The sequence below is a fragment of the Sphingobacterium sp. UBA1897 genome (assembly GCF_002337775.1).
Classification (GTDB): Bacteria; Bacteroidota; Bacteroidia; order Sphingobacteriales; family Sphingobacteriaceae; genus Sphingobacterium; species Sphingobacterium siyangense.
Genome location: NZ_DDGR01000040.1, coordinates 99858 through 119371 on the forward strand (window position 1 = coordinate 99858; position 19514 = coordinate 119371).

General features: G+C 38.0%; 19 protein-coding genes and 4 tRNA genes. 10 read left to right on the forward strand and 13 right to left on the reverse strand.

The genetic code is table 11. The features are described 5' to 3' along the window. Positions 1-15 precede the first annotated feature (15 nt). The 3 genes from B4N43_RS24655 to rplS form a co-directional block, all read right to left on the reverse strand. The gene (locus B4N43_RS24655; RefSeq protein ID WP_088162903.1) at positions 16-1626 is read right to left on the reverse strand and encodes a CTP synthase; all 1611 of its coding nucleotides are present in this window, start codon (positions 1624-1626) and stop codon (positions 16-18) included. Positions 1627-1749: 123 nt separating this feature from the next. Continuing rightward, a complete protein-coding gene (locus B4N43_RS24660) occupies positions 1750-2835 on the reverse strand; it encodes a carbohydrate-binding family 9-like protein (protein WP_248932530.1) in 1086 nt (361 codons plus the stop codon). Between the two features lie 297 nt (positions 2836-3132). Beyond that, on the reverse strand, positions 3133-3480 hold the full coding sequence (rplS, locus tag B4N43_RS24665; RefSeq protein WP_075994123.1) for a 50S ribosomal protein L19: 348 nt from the start codon (positions 3478-3480) through the stop codon (positions 3133-3135). 342 nt (positions 3481-3822) lie between these two features. Here rplS and B4N43_RS24670 point away from each other — a divergent pair. Next, a tRNA-Pro gene (locus tag B4N43_RS24670) sits at positions 3823-3896 on the forward strand. 46 nt (positions 3897-3942) lie between these two features. Here the strand turns inward: B4N43_RS24670 and B4N43_RS24675 are convergent. Continuing rightward, the gene (locus B4N43_RS24675) at positions 3943-6318 is read right to left on the reverse strand and encodes an ABC transporter permease (protein ID WP_075994122.1); all 2376 of its coding nucleotides are present in this window, start codon (positions 6316-6318) and stop codon (positions 3943-3945) included. Positions 6319-6753: 435 nt separating this feature from the next. Here B4N43_RS24675 and B4N43_RS24680 point away from each other — a divergent pair. The 3 genes from B4N43_RS24680 (at position 6754) to B4N43_RS24690 (ending at position 8383) form a co-directional block, all read left to right on the forward strand. Further along, a tRNA-Pro gene (locus B4N43_RS24680) sits at positions 6754-6827 on the forward strand. Between the two features lie 332 nt (positions 6828-7159). After that, a tRNA-Pro gene (locus B4N43_RS24685) sits at positions 7160-7233 on the forward strand. 169 nt (positions 7234-7402) lie between these two features. Beyond that, entirely contained in the window at positions 7403-8383 is a 981-nt protein-coding gene (locus tag B4N43_RS24690) for a 3-keto-disaccharide hydrolase (RefSeq protein ID WP_075994121.1), read from the forward strand. 39 nt (positions 8384-8422) lie between these two features. Here B4N43_RS24690 and B4N43_RS24695 read toward each other — a convergent pair whose 3' ends face one another. Both B4N43_RS24695 and B4N43_RS24700 read right to left on the reverse strand, forming a co-directional pair. After that, a complete protein-coding gene (locus B4N43_RS24695; protein WP_075994120.1) occupies positions 8423-8716 on the reverse strand; it encodes a Smr/MutS family protein in 294 nt (97 codons plus the stop codon). 45 nt (positions 8717-8761) lie between these two features. Further along, positions 8762-9181, reverse strand: a complete 420-nt coding sequence (locus B4N43_RS24700) for a hypothetical protein (RefSeq protein ID WP_075994119.1) — start codon at positions 9179-9181, stop codon at positions 8762-8764. A 447-nt stretch (positions 9182-9628) separates the two neighbouring features. Between B4N43_RS24700 and B4N43_RS24705 the strand changes: the two genes are divergently transcribed. Further along, positions 9629-10450: a hypothetical protein gene (locus tag B4N43_RS24705; RefSeq protein ID WP_157626215.1), complete on the forward strand. Its 822-nt coding sequence runs from the start codon at positions 9629-9631 to the stop codon at positions 10448-10450. A gap of 160 nt (positions 10451-10610) precedes the next feature. Next, the gene (locus B4N43_RS24710) at positions 10611-11357 is read left to right on the forward strand and encodes a copper homeostasis protein CutC (protein ID WP_286736822.1); all 747 of its coding nucleotides are present in this window, start codon (positions 10611-10613) and stop codon (positions 11355-11357) included. 33 nt (positions 11358-11390) lie between these two features. Here the strand turns inward: B4N43_RS24710 and B4N43_RS24715 are convergent, their stop codons facing one another. The 3 genes from B4N43_RS24715 to B4N43_RS24725 all read right to left on the reverse strand — a co-directional run bounded on the left by B4N43_RS24715 (position 11391) and on the right by B4N43_RS24725 (position 11945). Continuing rightward, positions 11391-11570 carry a hypothetical protein gene (locus tag B4N43_RS24715; protein ID WP_046671880.1) on the reverse strand — a complete coding sequence of 60 codons (180 nt, stop codon included), beginning with the start codon at positions 11568-11570 and terminating at the stop codon, positions 11391-11393. A 33-nt stretch (positions 11571-11603) separates the two neighbouring features. After that, positions 11604-11674, reverse strand: a tRNA-Cys gene (locus B4N43_RS24720). A gap of 82 nt (positions 11675-11756) precedes the next feature. Then, positions 11757-11945 (reverse strand): hypothetical protein, encoded by a 189-nt coding sequence (locus B4N43_RS24725; protein ID WP_286736824.1) that lies wholly within the window; start codon positions 11943-11945, stop codon positions 11757-11759. A 178-nt stretch (positions 11946-12123) separates the two neighbouring features. Here B4N43_RS24725 and B4N43_RS24730 point away from each other — a divergent pair, with 178 nt between their 5' ends. The 3 genes from B4N43_RS24730 to B4N43_RS24740 all read left to right on the forward strand — a co-directional run bounded on the left by B4N43_RS24730 (position 12124) and on the right by B4N43_RS24740 (position 14769). Continuing rightward, the gene (locus B4N43_RS24730) at positions 12124-12741 is read left to right on the forward strand and encodes a porin family protein (protein WP_075994116.1); all 618 of its coding nucleotides are present in this window, start codon (positions 12124-12126) and stop codon (positions 12739-12741) included. A gap of 117 nt (positions 12742-12858) precedes the next feature. Further along, a complete protein-coding gene (locus B4N43_RS24735; protein ID WP_286736827.1) occupies positions 12859-13995 on the forward strand; it encodes an AI-2E family transporter in 1137 nt (378 codons plus the stop codon). A gap of 183 nt (positions 13996-14178) precedes the next feature. Next, the gene (locus B4N43_RS24740; RefSeq protein WP_286736829.1) at positions 14179-14769 is read left to right on the forward strand and encodes a porin family protein; all 591 of its coding nucleotides are present in this window, start codon (positions 14179-14181) and stop codon (positions 14767-14769) included. A gap of 79 nt (positions 14770-14848) precedes the next feature. Here the strand turns inward: B4N43_RS24740 and rpsJ are convergent, their stop codons facing one another. From rpsJ to rpsL, 4 genes are all read right to left on the reverse strand, one after another. After that, the gene (gene rpsJ, locus B4N43_RS24745; protein WP_028070501.1) at positions 14849-15154 is read right to left on the reverse strand and encodes a 30S ribosomal protein S10; all 306 of its coding nucleotides are present in this window, start codon (positions 15152-15154) and stop codon (positions 14849-14851) included. Between the two features lie 78 nt (positions 15155-15232). Continuing rightward, positions 15233-17356, reverse strand: a complete 2124-nt coding sequence (gene fusA, locus B4N43_RS24750; RefSeq protein ID WP_088162893.1) for an elongation factor G — start codon at positions 17354-17356, stop codon at positions 15233-15235. Between the two features lie 131 nt (positions 17357-17487). Further along, a complete protein-coding gene (gene rpsG / locus B4N43_RS24755) occupies positions 17488-17955 on the reverse strand; it encodes a 30S ribosomal protein S7 (protein WP_046671863.1) in 468 nt (155 codons plus the stop codon). 19 nt (positions 17956-17974) lie between these two features. Then, positions 17975-18388 (reverse strand): 30S ribosomal protein S12, encoded by a 414-nt coding sequence (rpsL, locus tag B4N43_RS24760; protein WP_002993550.1) that lies wholly within the window; start codon positions 18386-18388, stop codon positions 17975-17977. 558 nt (positions 18389-18946) lie between these two features. Between rpsL and B4N43_RS24765 the strand changes: the two genes are divergently transcribed. Beyond that, on the forward strand, positions 18947-19417 hold the full coding sequence (locus B4N43_RS24765) for a hypothetical protein (protein WP_088162892.1): 471 nt from the start codon (positions 18947-18949) through the stop codon (positions 19415-19417). Positions 19418-19514 lie beyond the last annotated feature (97 nt).

Consider the following 19514-nt stretch of genomic DNA (forward strand, 5'->3'; position numbering starts at 1 on the left):
TGTATCCTTCTATTACTACTTTGATTTTTTGTTGGCCAAAGCAGCGGCTACAAAGCTAACAAAAAGTGGGTGAGGATTTGCAACAGTTGACTTTAATTCTGGATGAAATTGTCCGGCAACGAAAAATGGATGGTTTTTCAATTCGACAATTTCAACTAATCCAGTCTCCGGATTGAATCCTGAAGCAATCATTCCAGCTGCTTCATATTGTTTTAAATAGTCATTGTTAAACTCATAACGGTGACGGTGTCTTTCAGAAATTTTTGTTTTACCATAGATGGCAAAGGCCTTAGTTCCTTTTTTAATTTCACAGTCGTAAGCACCTAAACGCATTGTACCGCCCATATTGGTGATATTTTTTTGCTCTTCCATCAAATTGATGACCGGATTGCTGGTGTTGGCATCCATTTCAAAACTGTTGGCATCTTTTAATCCCAATACGTTTCTTCCGAATTCGATAACCGAACATTGCATACCTAAGCAGATACCAAAGAACGGAATATTATTTTCACGAACATACTGAATAGCATTTAGCTTACCATCCAAGCCGCGTTCACCGAAACCCGGAGCAACCAAAACTCCATCCATACCTTTCAGCTTTTCAGCAACATTTTCTTTTGTAACACTTTCAGCAGCAATATAGCTCACTTTTACTTTACATTCGTTTGTTGCGCCCGCATGGATAAATCCTTCGATAATAGACTTGTAAGCATCTGGAAGCTCAACATATTTTCCGACCAAAGCAATATTAACTTCACTTGTCGGGTTTTTGAGCTTACCTAAAAAGTTTTTCCAGTTTTCTAGATCAGGCTCATTTTTGTTGGAAAGTTTTAGCTTTGTTAATGCTGTTTTATCAAGATTCTCCTTCAACATCAATAATGGGACATCATAAATCGTCGACGCATCGATAGATTCTACGACGGCGTTGATGTTGACATTACAGAATTGCGCTAATTTTTTACGGATTTCTTGCGATAATTTATGTTCAGTACGACATACTAGAATATCAGGTTGTACACCATATTCCAATAATGTTTTTACGGAATGCTGGGTAGGTTTTGTTTTAAGCTCACCAGCAGCAGCCAAATAAGGGACTAAAGTCAAATGGATAACCAGTGAATTATTGGCTCCTAATTCCCAGCGAAGCTGTCTTACGGCCTCCACAAACGGTAAGGACTCAATATCGCCTACAGTTCCGCCCAATTCAGTGATGATAATGTCATATTTGCCGGACTCACCCAACAGTTGCATTCTGCGTTTTATCTCATCGGTGATATGGGGAATCACTTGAACGGTTTTTCCTAAATATGCACCTTCACGTTCTTGTTGGATAACGTGTTGATAGATGCGGCCTGTCGTGACGTTATTTGCTTGTGAGGTAGGGACATTCAGGAAGCGCTCGTAATGACCTAAGTCAAGGTCTGTTTCAGCGCCATCTTCTGTAACATAACATTCTCCATGTTCATATGGATTTAATGTTCCTGGATCGATGTTAATGTAAGGGTCGAATTTTTGAATGGTAACTTTATAGCCACGCGCTTGGAGAAGTTTAGCAAGGGAGGCAGCAATAATACCTTTCCCCAACGACGAAGTAACGCCGCCCGTAACAAAAATATATTTAGTCATAACAATTAAAGGATTTTCAATTTTATGTGGTCAAAATGACCAATAATAGTTGCTCTATGTACGGGATACAAAGATAGCAATTTTTATTCAAAATCAGAATTGAAGATGGCTCGATTAATTAAATTAAAAATAGATATTACCTTGGCTATCTATTGTTGTCTTTAATGTAGGCTGTGCTTTTGACTTGATTTCAATGCGATAGAAATTATTACTGTTTGAAAATACAATCTCATAATTTTTGTGCTCATTTATAATTTCAGGATATAATTTGCTTAGCTCCTGAATTGACGTTGCATAGCGTTTTTTATCCTTTCTATAGATCTGTTGCAGGTAAAAGATATTCCAGGTAACTTTTTCGAGTGCGAGGAATTGCTCATCGATAGGTTGATGGTCTGTGTCGTTAACAAATTTTATATGTCCCCATCGCTCAGGGTAATGCATATTAACGAGGCCGATTGGAGACCATACCCAGTTCTCTTCAGCGAGCGTCTTACCCGTGTTGTCTTTTCTCTTGCTGTAGGTTGTTTCGGTGTTGTCATAATGCCACTGAACACGTGAGAAGTTTATCTTCCAGGTTTCATTTGCTTTAATCTGATTTCCTTCGCCAAAGTATTTTAGACTTTTTACAGGTATTTTCATTTCCACAGTCCAAAATTCATCCTTGTCTTGAGGATTGTTGATGGACCCAGCATGATAGACTGCACTTTCCATATCTTTTGTGTCCCAATTTAGATTAGCCCTGCCGCCAAAGCGATAAGGTTTAGTCATCAAAAGATCCATTACGGTATTTAATGCGTTTATTTCAATCTCTATATATTCTGGCGATAATAGATTTGGCTTGAGAAAGATCTCAAAATCATTGTCATGATAGATGATTGTATCTTTTTGTCTTAAATATCCTTTGATATGGGGTTCTTGAAGCTTAGCAAAAATGTAAAGATTTTCTTTGTCCCAAAGCATCTTGACTTGTGTCTTAAAAGTAGGGGCAGGTTTATTTGATCCCTCAATATCCTTAAAAGAATCTGTCCATATCGCTTTTGACCAGGAAGCTTCACTGTCCTTTCCGTCAATCGTGATCGCATCTGTTACTGGAAGTACATAATACGTTTGAGGGCGCGACTGTAGCTGAAGAAATTCATTCAGATTTCGTTGTGCAAAAATAAAGGTCGGATAGATGATAAAAGTAAGGATAAAAGCTATAGTTCTCATCAAGATACAGTTTGATTTTTAGCGGTAGCCAAGTTGGGATGAAACAATACCAGTTTGTTTTCCGCTATTGTAATCATCTACGATTCTACCTTTCAGATACGGTGCTAAAAGTAAGTAAAATGTTTTAGCGCGGCAAAAAGAGGGTTGGAATTTTGAAGGACATTATCTAATTGTCCTAAATTTATTACAGAAGGAAGTTGGTTGTGCTGTCTGCGTTTGAGAAGCCAGGGCAATATAGTCAATAAAAAAAGGCTTTGAATATATTCAGAGCCTTTTTTTATGCTGTAATAGTCGTAATTAGATTCTTTTCGATTTAATACGAGCAGCTTTACCAGTAAGGCCGCGTAAATAGAATAATTTCGCGCGACGAACTTTACCGTAGCTGTTTACTTCAATTTTTTCAATGTTTGGTGAGTTTACAGGGAAAATACGTTCAACACCTACACCGTTTGAGATTTTACGAACGGTAAAAGTAGCGTTAGCACCTTCGCTGTTTAATTGAATTACTACACCTTGGTACACCTGTACACGCTCTTTATTTCCTTCGCGAATTTTATAATGAACGCTGACGGTATCTCCAGCTTTGAAAGCGGGAATTTCATTCTTTACTACCGCTTGTTCTTCTACAAATTTTACTAAATCCATGATTTCGAGTAATTATTAACGATTTATATCCTGTAAAAATCGGAATGCAATATTACGACTTATTTTCTGAATATAAAAATACTTTTTTAAAAAACTATTGACTGATATTCAAATCGGATGCAAAGATATGAAAATGAAATGGATAATCTAAAGATATTTTGAATATTCCTTTGTAGGCTATATGGAGAGGGTTTTTAATTACTAAATTCAATAGAATATGTGCTTTGTGTAAAAATATTGTGCAATCAATCAGCTATTTAGTGATTAATTTTCTGCAGGGTGTTGACAAAGTCAAAAAATGATTCGATATTTGTGCCACACAAAACAAAGGTGATACCTTTTCGGGGTGTAGCGTAGCCCGGTATCGCGCCACATTTGGGATGTGGAGGTCGTAGGTTCGAATCCTGCCACCCCGACTTAAAAGCTCTAACGGACGTTAGAGCTTTTTTTGTTTCCTTCCTTTTATTCGTCCCGCAAGCTGTTTACAGGATTAGCTACGGCTGCTCGAATGGCCTGCCAGCTTACCGTAATCAATGCGATACCTATTGTTACCAGTCCTGCGAGCACAAACATCCACCATTGGATTTGGATGCGGTAGGCAAAGTCTTCCAACCATTTGTTCATCACTAGCCAGGCAATCGGCGAGGCAATTATCAAGGCAACTAATACGGGTTTTATAAAATCTCTGGACAATAAAGTAGTAACGCCCGATACCGAAGCGCCCAGCACTTTTCGGATTCCAATCTCTTTGTTTCGTTTGGCGGCCGTAAAAGAGGCTAAACCATATAGGCCCAGGCAAGCGATAAATATAGCTAATCCGGAAAAAAGACTGAGTATACGTTGTTGCCTAAGATCGGTTTTGTATAGCGTGTCGAATTTCTGGTCCAAAAAGCTGTATTCAAAAGGGTATAAAGGAGCTACTTTCCCAAATGCAGTTTTAATAGTTTTTAGCGCTACAGGGAAATCTTTTGTGTTTAAGCGAATGAGGGCTACCCTTAGATCATCAGAAGGGGCAATAACTAATGCATCCATGTTTTCTTTTAGAGATAGGAAGTTAAAATCATCTATTACACCAATGATTTTTCTGGGGGATTGATCGCGGATCGTATTTTTTATCCATTTTCCAATGGCCTGTTCGGGGGTAAATCCGAGCATCGATGTTGCAGTACGGTTAACTAATACAGCGCTAGTGGAGTCGGTGGGGTATTGCGCTGAAAAGTTTCGGCCTGCAATTATTTTGAGGTTTAGCGTGCTTACATAGTCGAAATCGGTGAATTCCGTCCTTGATCTCCACTTCTCCCCATTTTTACTCTCCACTTCAAACGTATGGCTATCGAAGAAGCCTCCTGGTTCACCGGACATAAAGGAGACCGATGCAATATCACTGCTCACAGATAATTCGTTTTTGAAGGTACGAAGGTTGTTGTACAGTTCTTCATTGTCTATTGGAATAACCACAGTCTGTTGGTTGTCGTAGCCGAGCCCTAGTTCTTTCACATATTTCATCTGCTTGGAGATAATCAGTGTACCGATGATAAGTAAAATGGATATGCTGAATTGGAACACAACCAGCGTATGTCGGAACAGTGTGCCACCCTTGCCCAAGCGCAATTTACCTTTTAATGCCTGTATAGGGGAGAAGGTTGAAAGGTATAAGGCAGGGTAACTTCCGGCTAATAGCCCTACTATGACAATAATTGCAATCAAAAAAATATAGATTGGCCATGAATTCCATGGGACCGTTAGGGTGTATCCCAATAGTTGATTATATACAGGCATGAGTAGTTGCAGTAGGCACATGGCGAGTATGCAGGATATGGTGGTTAATAAAATGGATTCTCCGATAAACTGCCCCATTAATTGAAGACGTTGTGCTCCAAGTACCTTTCTTAAACCAACTTCTTTTGATCGGTCAACTGCACGTATTGTCGAGAGATTCATGAAATTGATGCAGGCGATAATCAATATAAGGATGGCGATGGAGAGAAAAATGTAAATAACTTTCTTGTCACCATGTTTTGCGCTGTCAAATGCGCTGTGGGATTCAAGATAGACATCTTTTAGCGGTGTAAGGGCAAGATCAAAATGGATACCCATATTGGTAGAAACTGCTTTCATATGCCTATTCATGAAATCGGGAAATTGCTTTTCCAGTTGCCTAACATCTTTATGTTCGTCAAGTAGGATGTAAGTGAATAAATTGTTGTTTTGCCAAGCTTTGAACGGTTCGGTATTGATATAATTGGATAATGGAATGATAAGATCAAATTCCAGATGCGAATTGACCGGAAGATCTTTTGCAATCCCGGTAACGGTTAATTGTTTCGTTTTATCAAGCTGTAGTATTTTACCGATGGGATTCTCATCTCCAAAATATTTTTTCGCAGTTTTTTCCGTTAATACAACACTTGTTGGATTTTTTAAAACAGTCATTGGATTTCCCTTGATGAGCGGAAAACTAAATAGTTCAAAGAAATCGTCATCTGCAATAAAGAGTTTCTTTTCATTGAATGCGATATTGCCAAAAGAGAATAACCCATTGGCAGGCATTACCCGTACAGCTTTTTTGATATCATCCGGATAATCGGTTATTAAGGCGGTGGCATAGGGTGCAGATAAATAAGGAGCGCGGTCTTTGGTGTTGTCAAAGCCACGCATGACCCGATAGATCCGGTCACCTTGGCTGTGAAACTTGTCAAAGCTAAACTGATTGGCGATAAACAGGAATATCATTGCGCAGACGGTGATGCCTATTGTTAAGCCAAGGATATTGATAAAGGAAAAAACCTTGTTCTTAATAAGGTTTCTCCAGGCGATTTGGAAATAGGTCTTTATCATACTTTTTGTTATAAGTGTTCATTCTGAACTTATGGTAATCAATCCCGTTGAAGGATAGGTTGATTTCTATTTTTGAAAAAATGTGCAATGAGTCAATTTCAAAAAAGCGGCCAAAGGGCTAAAGTGTTTTTAGTCAATAGATTGTATTCTTTCTTTTTGTGGTTAAAGTGTTTGGATTCGAACACTTCATGTTCATATTCGAACAGGCTACAGTTGGGAGGTCAAAAAGATTTTAATTGACAGGTGAGCGCTTGATCGAAGTGACAAATATTCGAAATAGCATTAGATTTGATGTATAAAGGAGAGCTATGTATCGTCAGGGCAAAGAGTATGTCGCAATATAACAACTTGTTAGTTTTATTTTATGTATTTCATTTGCAAATAATTTGTAAGAAGCGTATATTTGTGCCACACAAAACAAAGGTGATACCTTTTCGGGGTGTAGCGTAGCCCGGTATCGCGCCACATTTGGGATGTGGAGGTCGTAGGTTCGAATCCTGCCACCCCGACTAGAAAAGCTCTAACGAAAGTTAGGGCTTTTTTCGTTTTGGGGCAAGAAGGCGAACCTACAGCCTTAGGATATTATTGAGTTTGATCCGGAGGAGACTCAGTCAGGGCCTGCCAATCCCACTATTTCAGCTAGCTAAGCGTTAACTTCGCTATTCAGGGCAGTCATGCTGGTTTTTAAAATTATTTTGGATCGAAATCGATATGTGTTTTAAATGTTTTGTAAATTATTTTACAATAAGTCAGCTTGTTAGGTGTTATGTGAAGAATATTTTTGAAAAAAACATATTTTTAGTTTACTTTTGTGCCACACAAAACAAAGGTGATACCTTTTCGGGGTGTAGCGTAGCCCGGTATCGCGCCACATTTGGGATGTGGAGGTCGTAGGTTCGAATCCTGCCACCCCGACGAGAAAAGCTCTAACGAAAGTTAGGGCTTTTTTTGTTTCAGGGTATTAAGGCGAACTTACGACCAGGTGCATTCTTCGCATTTTTTAACATTATATCCTTGTAAACCCGCTGTTAAACAGTTAAATTGCTTGAAATTTATTGTCAACTAGAATATAAACATAAATAATATGAACAGAAAAGCGGCATTTCTTTTAGGAATTTTGGCCTCTTGTGCATTACCGCAAGTAACCTTTGCTAAACATTCAATCGGAGAATCCAGTCATTATCAACAAGACGTAGAAGGCAAAGAGCTGATTGGTCGATGGGACATCGAAGTTGATATTAATGGTACCCCTGCACCATCCTGGTTGGAGGTAAAATTGTCGGGCTATAGAACTTTAGTCGGTCATTATGTGAGTACTTCCGGAAGTGCTCGGCCAGTTTCGCAGGTGTTTTATGAGAAAGGAAAGTTTAGATTTGCTATCCCACCCCAATGGGAAGGCGGAAAGATGAATCTAAGTGTTGAAGGAGAGGTTGTAAACGGTGTATTGCAAGGGACAATAACAGAGCCTGATGGGAAAACATATCGCTTTAAAGGTGTTCGTGCTCCGGAGCTGAAGCGAACAGCTGCAGTAAAATGGGGTAAGCCCATTCAGCTGTTCAACGGCAAGGATCTGTCAGGATGGAAAGCTACCGGTAAAACGAATCAGTGGGTGGTGAAAAACGGAATTTTGACTAGCCCGCAATCTGGTTCTAATTTGGTCTCTGAGCAAAAATTTGAAGATTTTAAATTACATGTTGAATTTAAAATTCCAGCAGGAAGTAATAGTGGTGTCTACTTAAGGGGCCGTTATGAGGTTCAGATAGAAGATAGCCCCAAAGATGCACATCCTAATGCTGTGCTTTTCGCAGGGGTATACGGCTTCTTAGCTGCAAATGAAATGGTCAATAAAGGAGCCGGAGAATGGCAAACCTATGATATTACATTGGTAGGACGTCTAGTGACGGTTGTGGCAAACGGAAAGACTGTTATCAGTAACCAAGAAATCCCTGGTATAACGGGCGGTGCTTTGGATAGTAAAGAGGCAGAGCCGGGACCAATTTATTTCCAAGGGGATCATGGTCCCGTGGAATTCCGAAAAGTGATTATTACTCCAGCTATTAAATAGCATAACATGATACAAAGGCTATCTGAAAAGGTAGCCTTTTTAAATCCCTATGACAACTACTACAATATCTTCATTCTGGTAGGAGGTGTAATAGCGTTCAATGGAGCCGTGAGCTTTGTACTCTTGCAACTCTTCAAAAACCATTTTTTTTAACATTCCTTTTCCCTTGCCATGAATAAACTTTATTTCGTTCATTTCCCAATAAATAGCTGCATCTAGATTAGATCGCATAAAATCAATGGATTCTTGTAAGAGCTCCTCTGGCGAATAATCTTCCCAATCTTCAAGGAAAGTATCGGTGTGTAAGTCTACGATAGCTGGTGGTTTGCGCATTTCTCAATATTTTACAATGCTGCAAAAGTATAATAAAACAGCGACTTAATAGGTTAAGTCACCAACGAAATCAATCGCTTGGGCAAATTTTTCATACCATTTTTTGATAATAGCTGCAATTTCATACTCTTCCTCATCGGCATGGTTCAGCATAAGTAACTCGATCGATTGGAGTAGCTGTTTGAGATCTAGAAAATAACCGTCGAAATCCCGGAACGCAGAGACAGTGTCCCGAATAAGCAGCATGGCATCATGTCGAAGTGTAATCATATCATGACGTGAAGATATTCGGTCCAGCAACCATTCCTTTTGGAAATTGGAGTCAATATGTCTGTTGCAAGCCTGATTAAAAAGCAATTCAAATTCAACAATTTGATGTTTCAGGTCATATATAGCTTTTTGGAGCTCTTCAAAAGTACTGATGATCTTTTCTTGGGTCTCCATGTTTTTTGATATAATTGCCATGATATTTTACTTAAAAATGTATGCGCTTGGTTTTTAGTTATTTAAATAAAAGCATGTAAGGTATATACAAATAGTTCAGCCGAATGTTTTACATGTCTAAAATTCGGTTATGATTTTTGTATATAAAAGAAGAGACTGAGCTTAAAACGGAACTGAGTTTTTTTGGTTTTTGGTCCCGTTTTCAAATCGTAGATTTTTTTTGAAACCTAATTTATTTAATACTATTTAATTTTAAGTATATTTAATATGCTGTATTGCAGCCAATGCACTGAAAATGTATTAACTATGTTAGCATCTAGTTTTGTTGATTTCTTAAAGAAGAGGAGGTACTATGTCCTTTTTTTAGCACTACTGTTGGTATGCAGCTTGCCCATGTGTCATGGCCAATATAAGCTGAAAGATTCTACAAAATTTATAAACGATCAGTTGCCCAGATATCTCGGAAGAATGGGGAAGATTAAGTCTAGAAATTATCCCCTTGGTGGTCGTGAAGCAATCTTGCGAATATTACTGAAAGACTATTACGTGTATAGATTGGTATCAGGAGAAGATAGTTTGGATAGGGAACGTTATCCTGCTTTATGGAATTCTCTTTCGGTACAAACATTTAAAACGCTAAATACGCGTGATATGTTTAGTTACTGTATGCTTGCACCTGAGTTTGAGATGCAAAATTGTGGTTCCTTGGGGCGGTTGAAAGGTCAACATATATTTGGAGTCTTTTATCGAGGGGACATACCGCTGGAATATTGGAGCAATAGACAGTTGGTTGCTTTGCATGGAAATAGAGATTCCGTTGTACGATATGTGGACCAGATGTGGCCTACACTCGATTTTATTGGCGAGAACACCAAAGATTTAGTGGTTGAATTGATGATGTGGGAGTTGATACCAAAGGTGTTGGATAAGTTGGTTCTGACACCAACGGACAATGATTTGTATGCTCTATTGGTACAAATAATGATGCGTCTGAAATTCAAACCTTTTGAAGATTCAGCAATTTATGAGCAATTGTATGGTCCGACATCTTATATAGGAAGTCGAATTGAAAGCAATGCAGAAAATCGGAATGACATTATGAAACTCGCGCGGGAATGTTTTGAAACGCTAAATACATCGCCTGGCTTCCAATTGCCAACTTATATTAAACGGGAGCGTTTCTTAGACCCTCCTTCTTCAAGGGAGCTGTCAGGTGGCATGAGTACCTCAAAAGGACCAGATTGGAAGTGGAAAAAAGTAGAGGTACATCATTATAAGCTAAAGTTGTAGATCTTTGTCTAGAAGCAAAATTTACCATGAAGGTAAAGTATCTTTTTAACTGTAGTCTTTTCTAAAGCTTATACTAGTTTGACCATAAGTAGGGGAGTAGGTTATTTCCTTTTTTTTTACGTTATTCGCGTAAACGAAAAATAGCTTAAGATATAATATAATGAAGGAAAAGGCAATTGGAAATTACCAACTAGAAATCTGTTCAAATTCCGTAGCATCAGCAATTGAAGCCGAACAAGGAGGAGCGACTCGGGTAGAGTTTTGTCAAAATTTGGAAAACGGAGGCACTACTCCTTCATTTGGTCAGTTGCAGTTAGTGCGGGAATTGGTGAATATTGGTGTTCATGTGCTTATCAGGCCGCGTGGAGGTGATTTTCTTTATACAGAAACCGAGATCTTGGAAATGATAGCAGATATTCAGCTGTGCAAGGAATTGGGGATAGATGGTGTTGTAATAGGTATGCTGAATGCAGATGGTACGGTAGATAAAGTGAATACTTTGCGATTGGTGGAAGCTGCACGTCCGATGCATGTTACCTTTCATCGTGCTTTTGATCGCGTGGAAGATCCTTTTCAGGCATTGGAAGATGTCATTGAACTGGGGATAGATCGTATTTTGACATCTGGTCTTCAAAATTCTGCTTTAGCTGGAGCTCCATTACTCAAACAGTTGGTTCAACAAGCAAATGGCCGTGTTGTAATTATGCCTGGTGCAGGTGTCGATGCAGCTAATATAGTTCATATTTTAGCGCAAACTGGTGCAGTTGCAATACATAGCTCAGCGAAAGAATTGCATGTGTCGAAGATGAGGTTTAACCAGAGTCAGGTCAATGGAATGGATGAGGCACAGTGGATGAGCTCAAAAGAAAAAGTCCACCAAATGGTGGACCTATTAAAAAGCCTTTAAAGTAGTACTTTAAAGGCTATTAAATTCTTCTTACTACTTAGCTTCTGAAGCTAATTGATTTAAGATAGCATCGTTTTTAACGATTTGGTTGCTAGCTTTCATTTTTGATCTAGAACCTAACTCTACGTTAGTTCCTAATTTCAAAAACTGAACTTCAACACGTGAAACAGTTTTATTTCTTCTATCTTTTCTTTTTAAACGTGTAACTCCCATTTTGATAATATTTTTATTGTTTAAAATAAAACGAGGTCGGAAGCGGATTCGAACCGCTGTAGGAGGTTTTGCAGACCTCAGCCTAGCCACTCGGCCATCCGACCCTATTTTTTTCCTTTTGAAGGTCTGCAAAAATAAAACTTATAATTGGAATTAAAAAATCTTTATGATAAAACTTTTATGTTTTTAAGCATCCGTCTGAAAACCAAGCTGGTATTTTGCTGTGTGATCCTTTGAGCGATAGTCAGCAGCAACATACCGGAGGGTTTTCAGCTTGAGATAACCAAGACGTTTTTGATAAAGCACTTTCCTCTGTAAAATCAAATACCGATCCCATTGCAGCTCGCCATCAGATTGAAATAATACACCAATCACTGTATCTTTTAAAGGACAATGCAAAATCGTGAAAAGATACTTTTTTGTGATGTTTTACTTTGTAAATTAATAGCTTATGGATTTTGGAATAGATATTGCAAATGGGAATGTAATAAATCTCGTACAGGAAATTATGAGATGAAATGATAAAAGAAGAAAGTAAATTAAATTAGGAAACATGAAAAAACTATTATTATCTGCAGCAATTTTATTTGGTTCATTAGGAGCCTTTGCACAAGGTGGATTGGGATATGGACTACGTGCGGGGGTAAATATTCCTAAATATTCTTTAAGTAATGAAAGCACACAATCAAATACAGGATTTTTTGTAACGGGTTATTTGGACGCTCCCGTTTCGCCTTATTTTTCTATTCAGCCGGGACTGTCTTTGCAAAATAAAGGTGGAAAGTGGACACCAGGTTCAGCTTCTGAAATTAAAGAGAGTGTAATGTCACTTGATATTCCAGTAAACCTAGTGGCTAAATTACCTACAGGAGATTCTGGTAACTTTTTTATTGGTGCAGGACCTTATGTTGGATTCGGATTAAGTGGTAAACGTAAAGGAGAGTTAGGCGAGGGAAATGTGAAAATTGAACGTGATCTAAATTTTGGTAGCAATGAAAATGATGATCTTAAACGTACCGACTTTGGTATCAATTTCTTAGCTGGTTACCAATTGACTAATGGTTTTCAAATCAATGCTGGTTATGGTTTGGGTTTAACCAACTTAGCTCCAGGGTCAGGTGATATGGCTAAAAATCGTATTTGGTCTGTGGGTATCGGTTTCGGACTATAAGAAATATAAGTACTTAAACTTATTATGAGGAAAGAGTCCCTGCATTTTGTGGGGACTTTTTTATTGGATTAAACTTTAGTCAACCGAAATTGTTATTTTTATTCAAAAGATTGCTGCATGAAAAGATTTCTTCCTTTACCCTTTTATGTCAAACTTGCCTGTGTATTGATCAGTATACTTTTATTGGGATATTTGGCAAAGATCGGAGATACCATACTTATTCCCATGATTTTGGGCTTGTTGTTTTCGCTGCTGCTGATTCCGTTAAGTAATTTTTTGGAGCGGAAGCTGCGGTTCCCAAGGACATTGGCTGGCATATTGAGCGTTATTTTATTTTTCGGTGTGTTAGGTTACGGACTTTTTCTATTAGCTTCTCAGCTTACACTCCTTAAAGAGGATTTCCCGGCTTTTAAGCAACAGATCATGGATGGCGTGGGTAATCTACAGACCTGGGTGAGCCAGCAGTTTGGAATACAGCATAAAGATCAGATTGATTTTATTAATAAAACAGCATCAAAATCGGTTGATTCGGGAACTTTATTTTTAGGTACTGCATTGGTTTCCCTGTCGTCGATGTTTATTCTGTTTGTCTTTACCTTTCTTTACACATTCTTCTTACTGATATATAGGGGACATATTGTCAAGTTTCTTTTATTTGTCAATCGTGTAGAAGACCGACCGATTGTTTTGGACGTTGTTCAACAAGTTCAGTATGTCGTCAAAAAATATCTGATCGGACTACTGATCCAAATGAGCTTGGTTTCCCTTTTGGTCTTTATTGTCCTTTCGTTGATTGGGGTAAAATATAGTCTGCTTTTGGCATTAATCACCGGGGTATTCAATGTGCTGCCTTATGTTGGTATTTTCTCTTCCATGCTCATCATTGCCATTCTGACGTTTGCAACATCTTCTTTTACCCATGTCGTCCTGGTCATCATCGCCCTCATTATTATACATATGATCGACAGCAACTTTATTGTCCCTAAGATTGTGGGTTCTAAGGTGAAAGTTAATTCGCTGTTTGCGATGCTTTCCATTATTATTGGTGAAATGATCTGGGGAATTTCGGGGATGTTTCTGGCCATACCAATTTTGGCTATCGTTAAGATTGTGATGGACCGGATCAAAGAACTTAAACCTTGGGGATTTCTTTTAGGGGAAGAAGATAGTAAAGATGAGGTATATAAGGATTTATTTGGGACGTTAAATCCTCTTGAAAAGAAGATTATTGAAAATGAGGAGAAGGAATTGTAGATACAAACAGTTTATGTATTTGGTTCATTGGGTACAACACCTCATAGAAGCAATAGGAACATACCAATTATATTGGCCAATTAGGCAAATGCATAATTCATCATTTCAAACATTGCCAGTTATTTTCTTTTTGTATTTCATTAAATAATATGTTATTTTCGTTTCATATTTAATTTATTTTTAATGAAAAGAAAATTACTCTCAATCGCTGCGGCATTATGTTTTATTGTTGGAGCAAAGGCACAGACTTCTTATGGTATAAAAGCTGGCCTAAATTTTTCAAAATTAAAGGCTTCAGAAGGCAATATAAGTGAAACATCTAATGCATCTACTAATTTTTATGTTACTGGTTATGCCGATATGCCTTTAGCAAATAATTTTAGTATTCAACCTGGAGTGTCCTTACAAGGTAAAGGAGGCAAAGACGTTGAGGATACAAAGTTAAATTTAATGTATATTGAAGTACCTGTAAATTTTGTGTATAGCATACCTACTGGTGATGTGGGAAATGTTATTTTAGGGGCTGGCCCTTATGCAGGATTTGGTATTCACGCTAAGGCTAAAAGTGGTAACGTCAGTGAAAGTGGGAGTTTCGGCGATTTCGGTGTTAAAACTTTTGACGCAGGTTTAAATATTTTAGCAGGATTTAAACTGTCAAATGGATTTTTAATCAATGGCGGATATGGTCTTGGATTAACAAATATCGCTAAAGATTCTGGAGAATCTTCAATTAAAAACCGCTTATTCTCAGTAGGTATTGGTTACCAATTCTAATCTGAAAGTATAGTACAACAAATAAAAAAAGGGGCTTTTCTTGCGAAAGGCCCCTTCTTTTTTCAGTGACTGAAATCTATCACACTTTGATTTCTACTTCAACACCTGAAGGCAATTCAAGTTTCATCAATGCGTCAACAGTTTTAGCGTTTGATGAATAGATATCCAACAATCTTTTGTAAGCACACAATTGGAATTGCTCACGTGCTTTTTTGTTAACGTGTGGTGAACGTAATACCGTATAGATTTTTTTCTCAGTAGGCAATGGAATAGGACCACTAACAACTGCACCTGTAGGTTTTACTGTTTTTACGATTTTTTCAGCTGATTTGTCAACCAAATTGTAATCGTAAGATTTCAATTTAATTCTGATTCTTTGGCTCATAGTATATGATATTATTTAAAAATGACCGCTGATTAGAGCTATTAACAACCAGCGGTCGGTTTATTTTTGAGTTCTATATTATTCTACAGAACCTTTGATTTTACCTTTTGATTTTGCAATCACCTCTTCAGCAACGTTACGAGGAGCTTCTTCAAAGTGATCAAATTCCATTGTCGATGTTGCACGACCTGAAGTGATTGTACGTAATTGCGTTACGTAACCGAACATTTCAGAAAGTGGAACCAATGCTTTGATTACCTGTACACCGTTACGTGAATCCAAACCTTGCATTTGACCACGACGACGGTTTAAGTCACCCATTACATCACCCATGTTTTCTTCTGGTGTTAAAACCTCTATTTTCATAATTGGTTCCATTAACACTGGAGAACATTTAGGCAATCCTTCACGGTATGCTTGACGAGCAGCTAATTCGAAAGACAATGAATCTGAATCGACAGCGTGGAATGAACCATCAATCAAACGAACTTTCATTCCTGATAATGGGAATCCTGCTAATACACCATTTTTCATTGAAGTTTCAAATCCTTTTTGAACTGAAGGGATAAACTCTTTAGGAATTTTACCACCAACAATTTCATTAACGAATTGAAGTGGTGATTTTGATAAATCGAAATCTTCATCCGCTGGAGAAATAACAACTTTGATATCCGCGAATTTACCACGACCACCTGATTGTTTTTTGAATACCTCACGGTGCTCAGTAGTACCGTTGATAGACTCTTTGTATGATACTTGAGGAGCACCTTGGTTAACCTCTACTTTAAATTCACGTTTCAAACGGTCGATCAAGATCTCTAAGTGAAGCTCACCCATACCAGAGATAACTGTTTGACCAGTTTCTTCGTCAGTTTTTACAACGAATGTAGGATCCTCTTCAGCCAATTTACCAAGACCAATACCTAATCTATCAACGTCAGCTTGAGTTTTAGGCTCAATCGCCAAACCAATTACTGGCTCAGGGAAAGTCATAGACTCAAGAATGATAGGTGCTTTTTCGTCACAAAGTGTATCACCAGTTTTGATGTCTTTGAAACCTACAACAGCACCGATATCACCAGCCTCGATGAAAGGGATAGGGTTTTGTTTGTTCGCGTGCATTTGGAAGATACGAGAGATACGCTCTTTGTTTCCTGAACGAGTGTTCAATACATAAGAACCAGCATCTAACTTACCCGAGTAAGCACGGATAAAACATAGACGACCTACAAATGGGTCAGTCGCAATTTTAAAACCTAAAGCTGCGAAAGGCTCGTTTACAGATGGTTTACGTAAAATTTCTTCACCTGTATCAGGGTTAGTACCTTTTACAGCATCGATATCAAGAGGTGAAGGCAATAATTCCATTACTAGATCCAACATGGTTTGAACACCTTTGTTTTTGAAAGATGAACCACATACCATAGGAACAATTGCATTATCTAATACCGCTTTACGTAAAGCATCTAAGATTTCACGCTCAGTCAATGAATTTGGATCTTCGAAGAATTTCTCCATCAAAGTCTCATCATAACCAGCTACAGCTTCCAATAATTTCTCACGGTATTCAGCAACTTCATCCAACATATCTTCTGGAATTGGAACTTCTGTAAAGGTCATTCCTTTATCATGCTCATTCCATACGATACCACGGTTGTTGATCAAGTCAACTACACCTTTGAATGTATCTTCAGCACCGATAGGCAATTGTAAAGCTACTGCATCGGAACCTAGCATTGATTTTACTTGGCCAACAACTTTTAAGAAGTCAGCACCTGAACGGTCCATTTTATTAACGAAACCAATACGAGGTACTTTATATCCATCAGCTAGTCTCCAGTTAGTCTCAGATTGAGGCTCAACACCATCAACCGCAGAGAATAAGAAAACTAATCCGTCTAGTACACGTAACGAACGGTTTACCTCAACCGTGAAATCCACGTGTCCAGGAGTATCGATTACGTTTACTTGGTATTTGTTGTTACGGTAGTTCCAGAAAACGGTTGTAGCAGCAGAAGTAATTGTGATACCACGTTCAGCTTCTTGCTCCATCCAGTCCATTGTAGAAGCACCTTCGTGAACTTCACCAATTTTGTGGTTTACACCTGAGTAGTAAAGGATACGCTCAGTTGTTGTAGTTTTACCAGCATCGATGTGGGCAGCGATACCGATATTTCTAGTGAATTTTAAATCTCTTGCCATAATATTTTTAAGCAGCGGACCTTAATGGTCTTATGTGTTTAAATGTAATGTTAAATAAGTACACCGACCTTGATAAAAGATTGTTTTTATCGGAGGTCGGTGTAATCATATTTTTTTGAATGTCTTCAAAATTAGAATCTGAAGTGTGAGAACGCTTTGTTAGCTTCCGCCATTTTGTGCGTATCTTCTTTCTTCTTAACAGCAGCACCTTCACCTTTAGAAGCTGAAATGATTTCTCCTGCTAATTTTTCGAACATTGTTTTTTCACCACGTTTACGAGCGTATGAAATTAACCATTTCATACCCAAAGCGATTTTACGATCTGGACGAACTTCCATAGGAACTTGGAAGTTAGCACCACCAACACGGCGTGATTTAACTTCAACAGCAGGCATAACGTTGTTCAAAGCTTTTTTCCAAGCTTCTAAACCGCTTTCTTGTGTTTTTTGTTCTACTAATTCTACTGCGTCGTAAAAAATAGAATAAGCGATAGATTTTTTACCATCTACCATCATATTGTTTACGAAACGTGTTACCTGAACGTCATTAAACTTTGGATCAGGTAAAATGATTCTCTTTTTCGGTTTTGATTTTCTCATTTTTCTTTCCTCCGTTTAATTATTTCTTTTTACCTTTTGCTGGAGCTGCAGCTGCTTGTCCTGGTTTAGGACGCTTAGTTCCATATTTAGAACGACGTTGGTTACGACCTGCTACACCTGAAGTATCTAATGCACCGCGGATGATGTGGTAACGTACACCTGGTAAATCCTTAACACGACCACCACGGATCAATACGATCGAGTGCTCTTGTAAGTTGTGACCTTCTCCAGGGATGTAAGCGTTGACCTCTTTACCGTTTGTTAAACGTACACGAGCTACTTTACGCATTGCTGAGTTTGGTTTTTTAGGGGTAGTAGTATATACACGTGTACATACACCTCTTCGCTGTGGACATGAGTCCAACGCTGGTGACTTACTCTTATCAACCAGAGCTACTCTACCTTTTCTAACTAATTGTTGAATAGTAGGCATTTACCTGTTTTTGTTTATAAATTTTTTTACCTTAAATATTTTAAGTTCGCAAAGATACTGATTCCCTTTTGAATATGAAATAGTTAGTGTATAAAATTTAGATTATTTTTTGAAAATGAACTGCTCTTTTCTTTATGACACTATCATCATAGCTGTAGCATGCTAAATGTACAGTCCAGCATCTTTCGTCAATCGCTACGCCTCCGCCATCAAACTAATTTGCATAGATTAGGATGTAATCATCCTCCCAACCGCCACCGCCTGTAATATCTTGTCGAAATTGAAAATTTAATTGCTGAAGGTTTGTTGTACACGAATATGGACGATTATAGGGAAGCAAGACTGCAAAAAGCTATGTAATATAGGTTTCTTCTTATAAGCACTGTAAGTTGTTCTTTCGCTGTGCAGTACCCTTTAAATAATGGTATTCTTTCGAAAATATTCTTCTACTGGTTTTCAGGTATATTGCACCTCCTGCATGTTTTTGCGTTCTGTTTGGCAAAGTGTTTGATAAACACGTGTAAATATTTAGTAGAAACAAATTAATGTATTCAAGTTATGAAAATCAAAATGAAATTAATGTATGCAGTGGTACTGGCCTTGGTAACCTTCGCTTTTGTTGGATGCTCAAAGGACGACGATAATACTGTACCATCAGAGAACAAAGGGGCTCTTAAGGTTACAGTTACAACTTCTTCATCTTTCACTGTTGACGGTGGAGATGTGTCTGTATCTTGTGGGTCTGCGGGAGGCGATGCTAAGCCACAAACGTGGACTGTTAATGGAGCTGCAGGGACAACAGGTCAAGTGTTATATTCAGTTGAAAAAGAGTATTTTCAAGGAGGTAAAACTGCTGTTTTGGAATCACCGGCTAATTATTTGACTGCTAGTGTAAATATTTCTGCATTTACAATTAAGCAACCATTTACACTTACATACAAGGTTGAGCAGGGAGGGAAAGTAATTGTTGAGAAATCTCAGGAAATTAAATCTGGAGTAACTCCTATATCAGTCTCATTAACATATTAGTATGTTAGTATTTTCGAGATGTGTCTGTAGAAACTAAGTTGTTTTATTTTTTTAATACAAACTCAGGTTTTTTACAATCAATTTTTTAAGAAAAAGA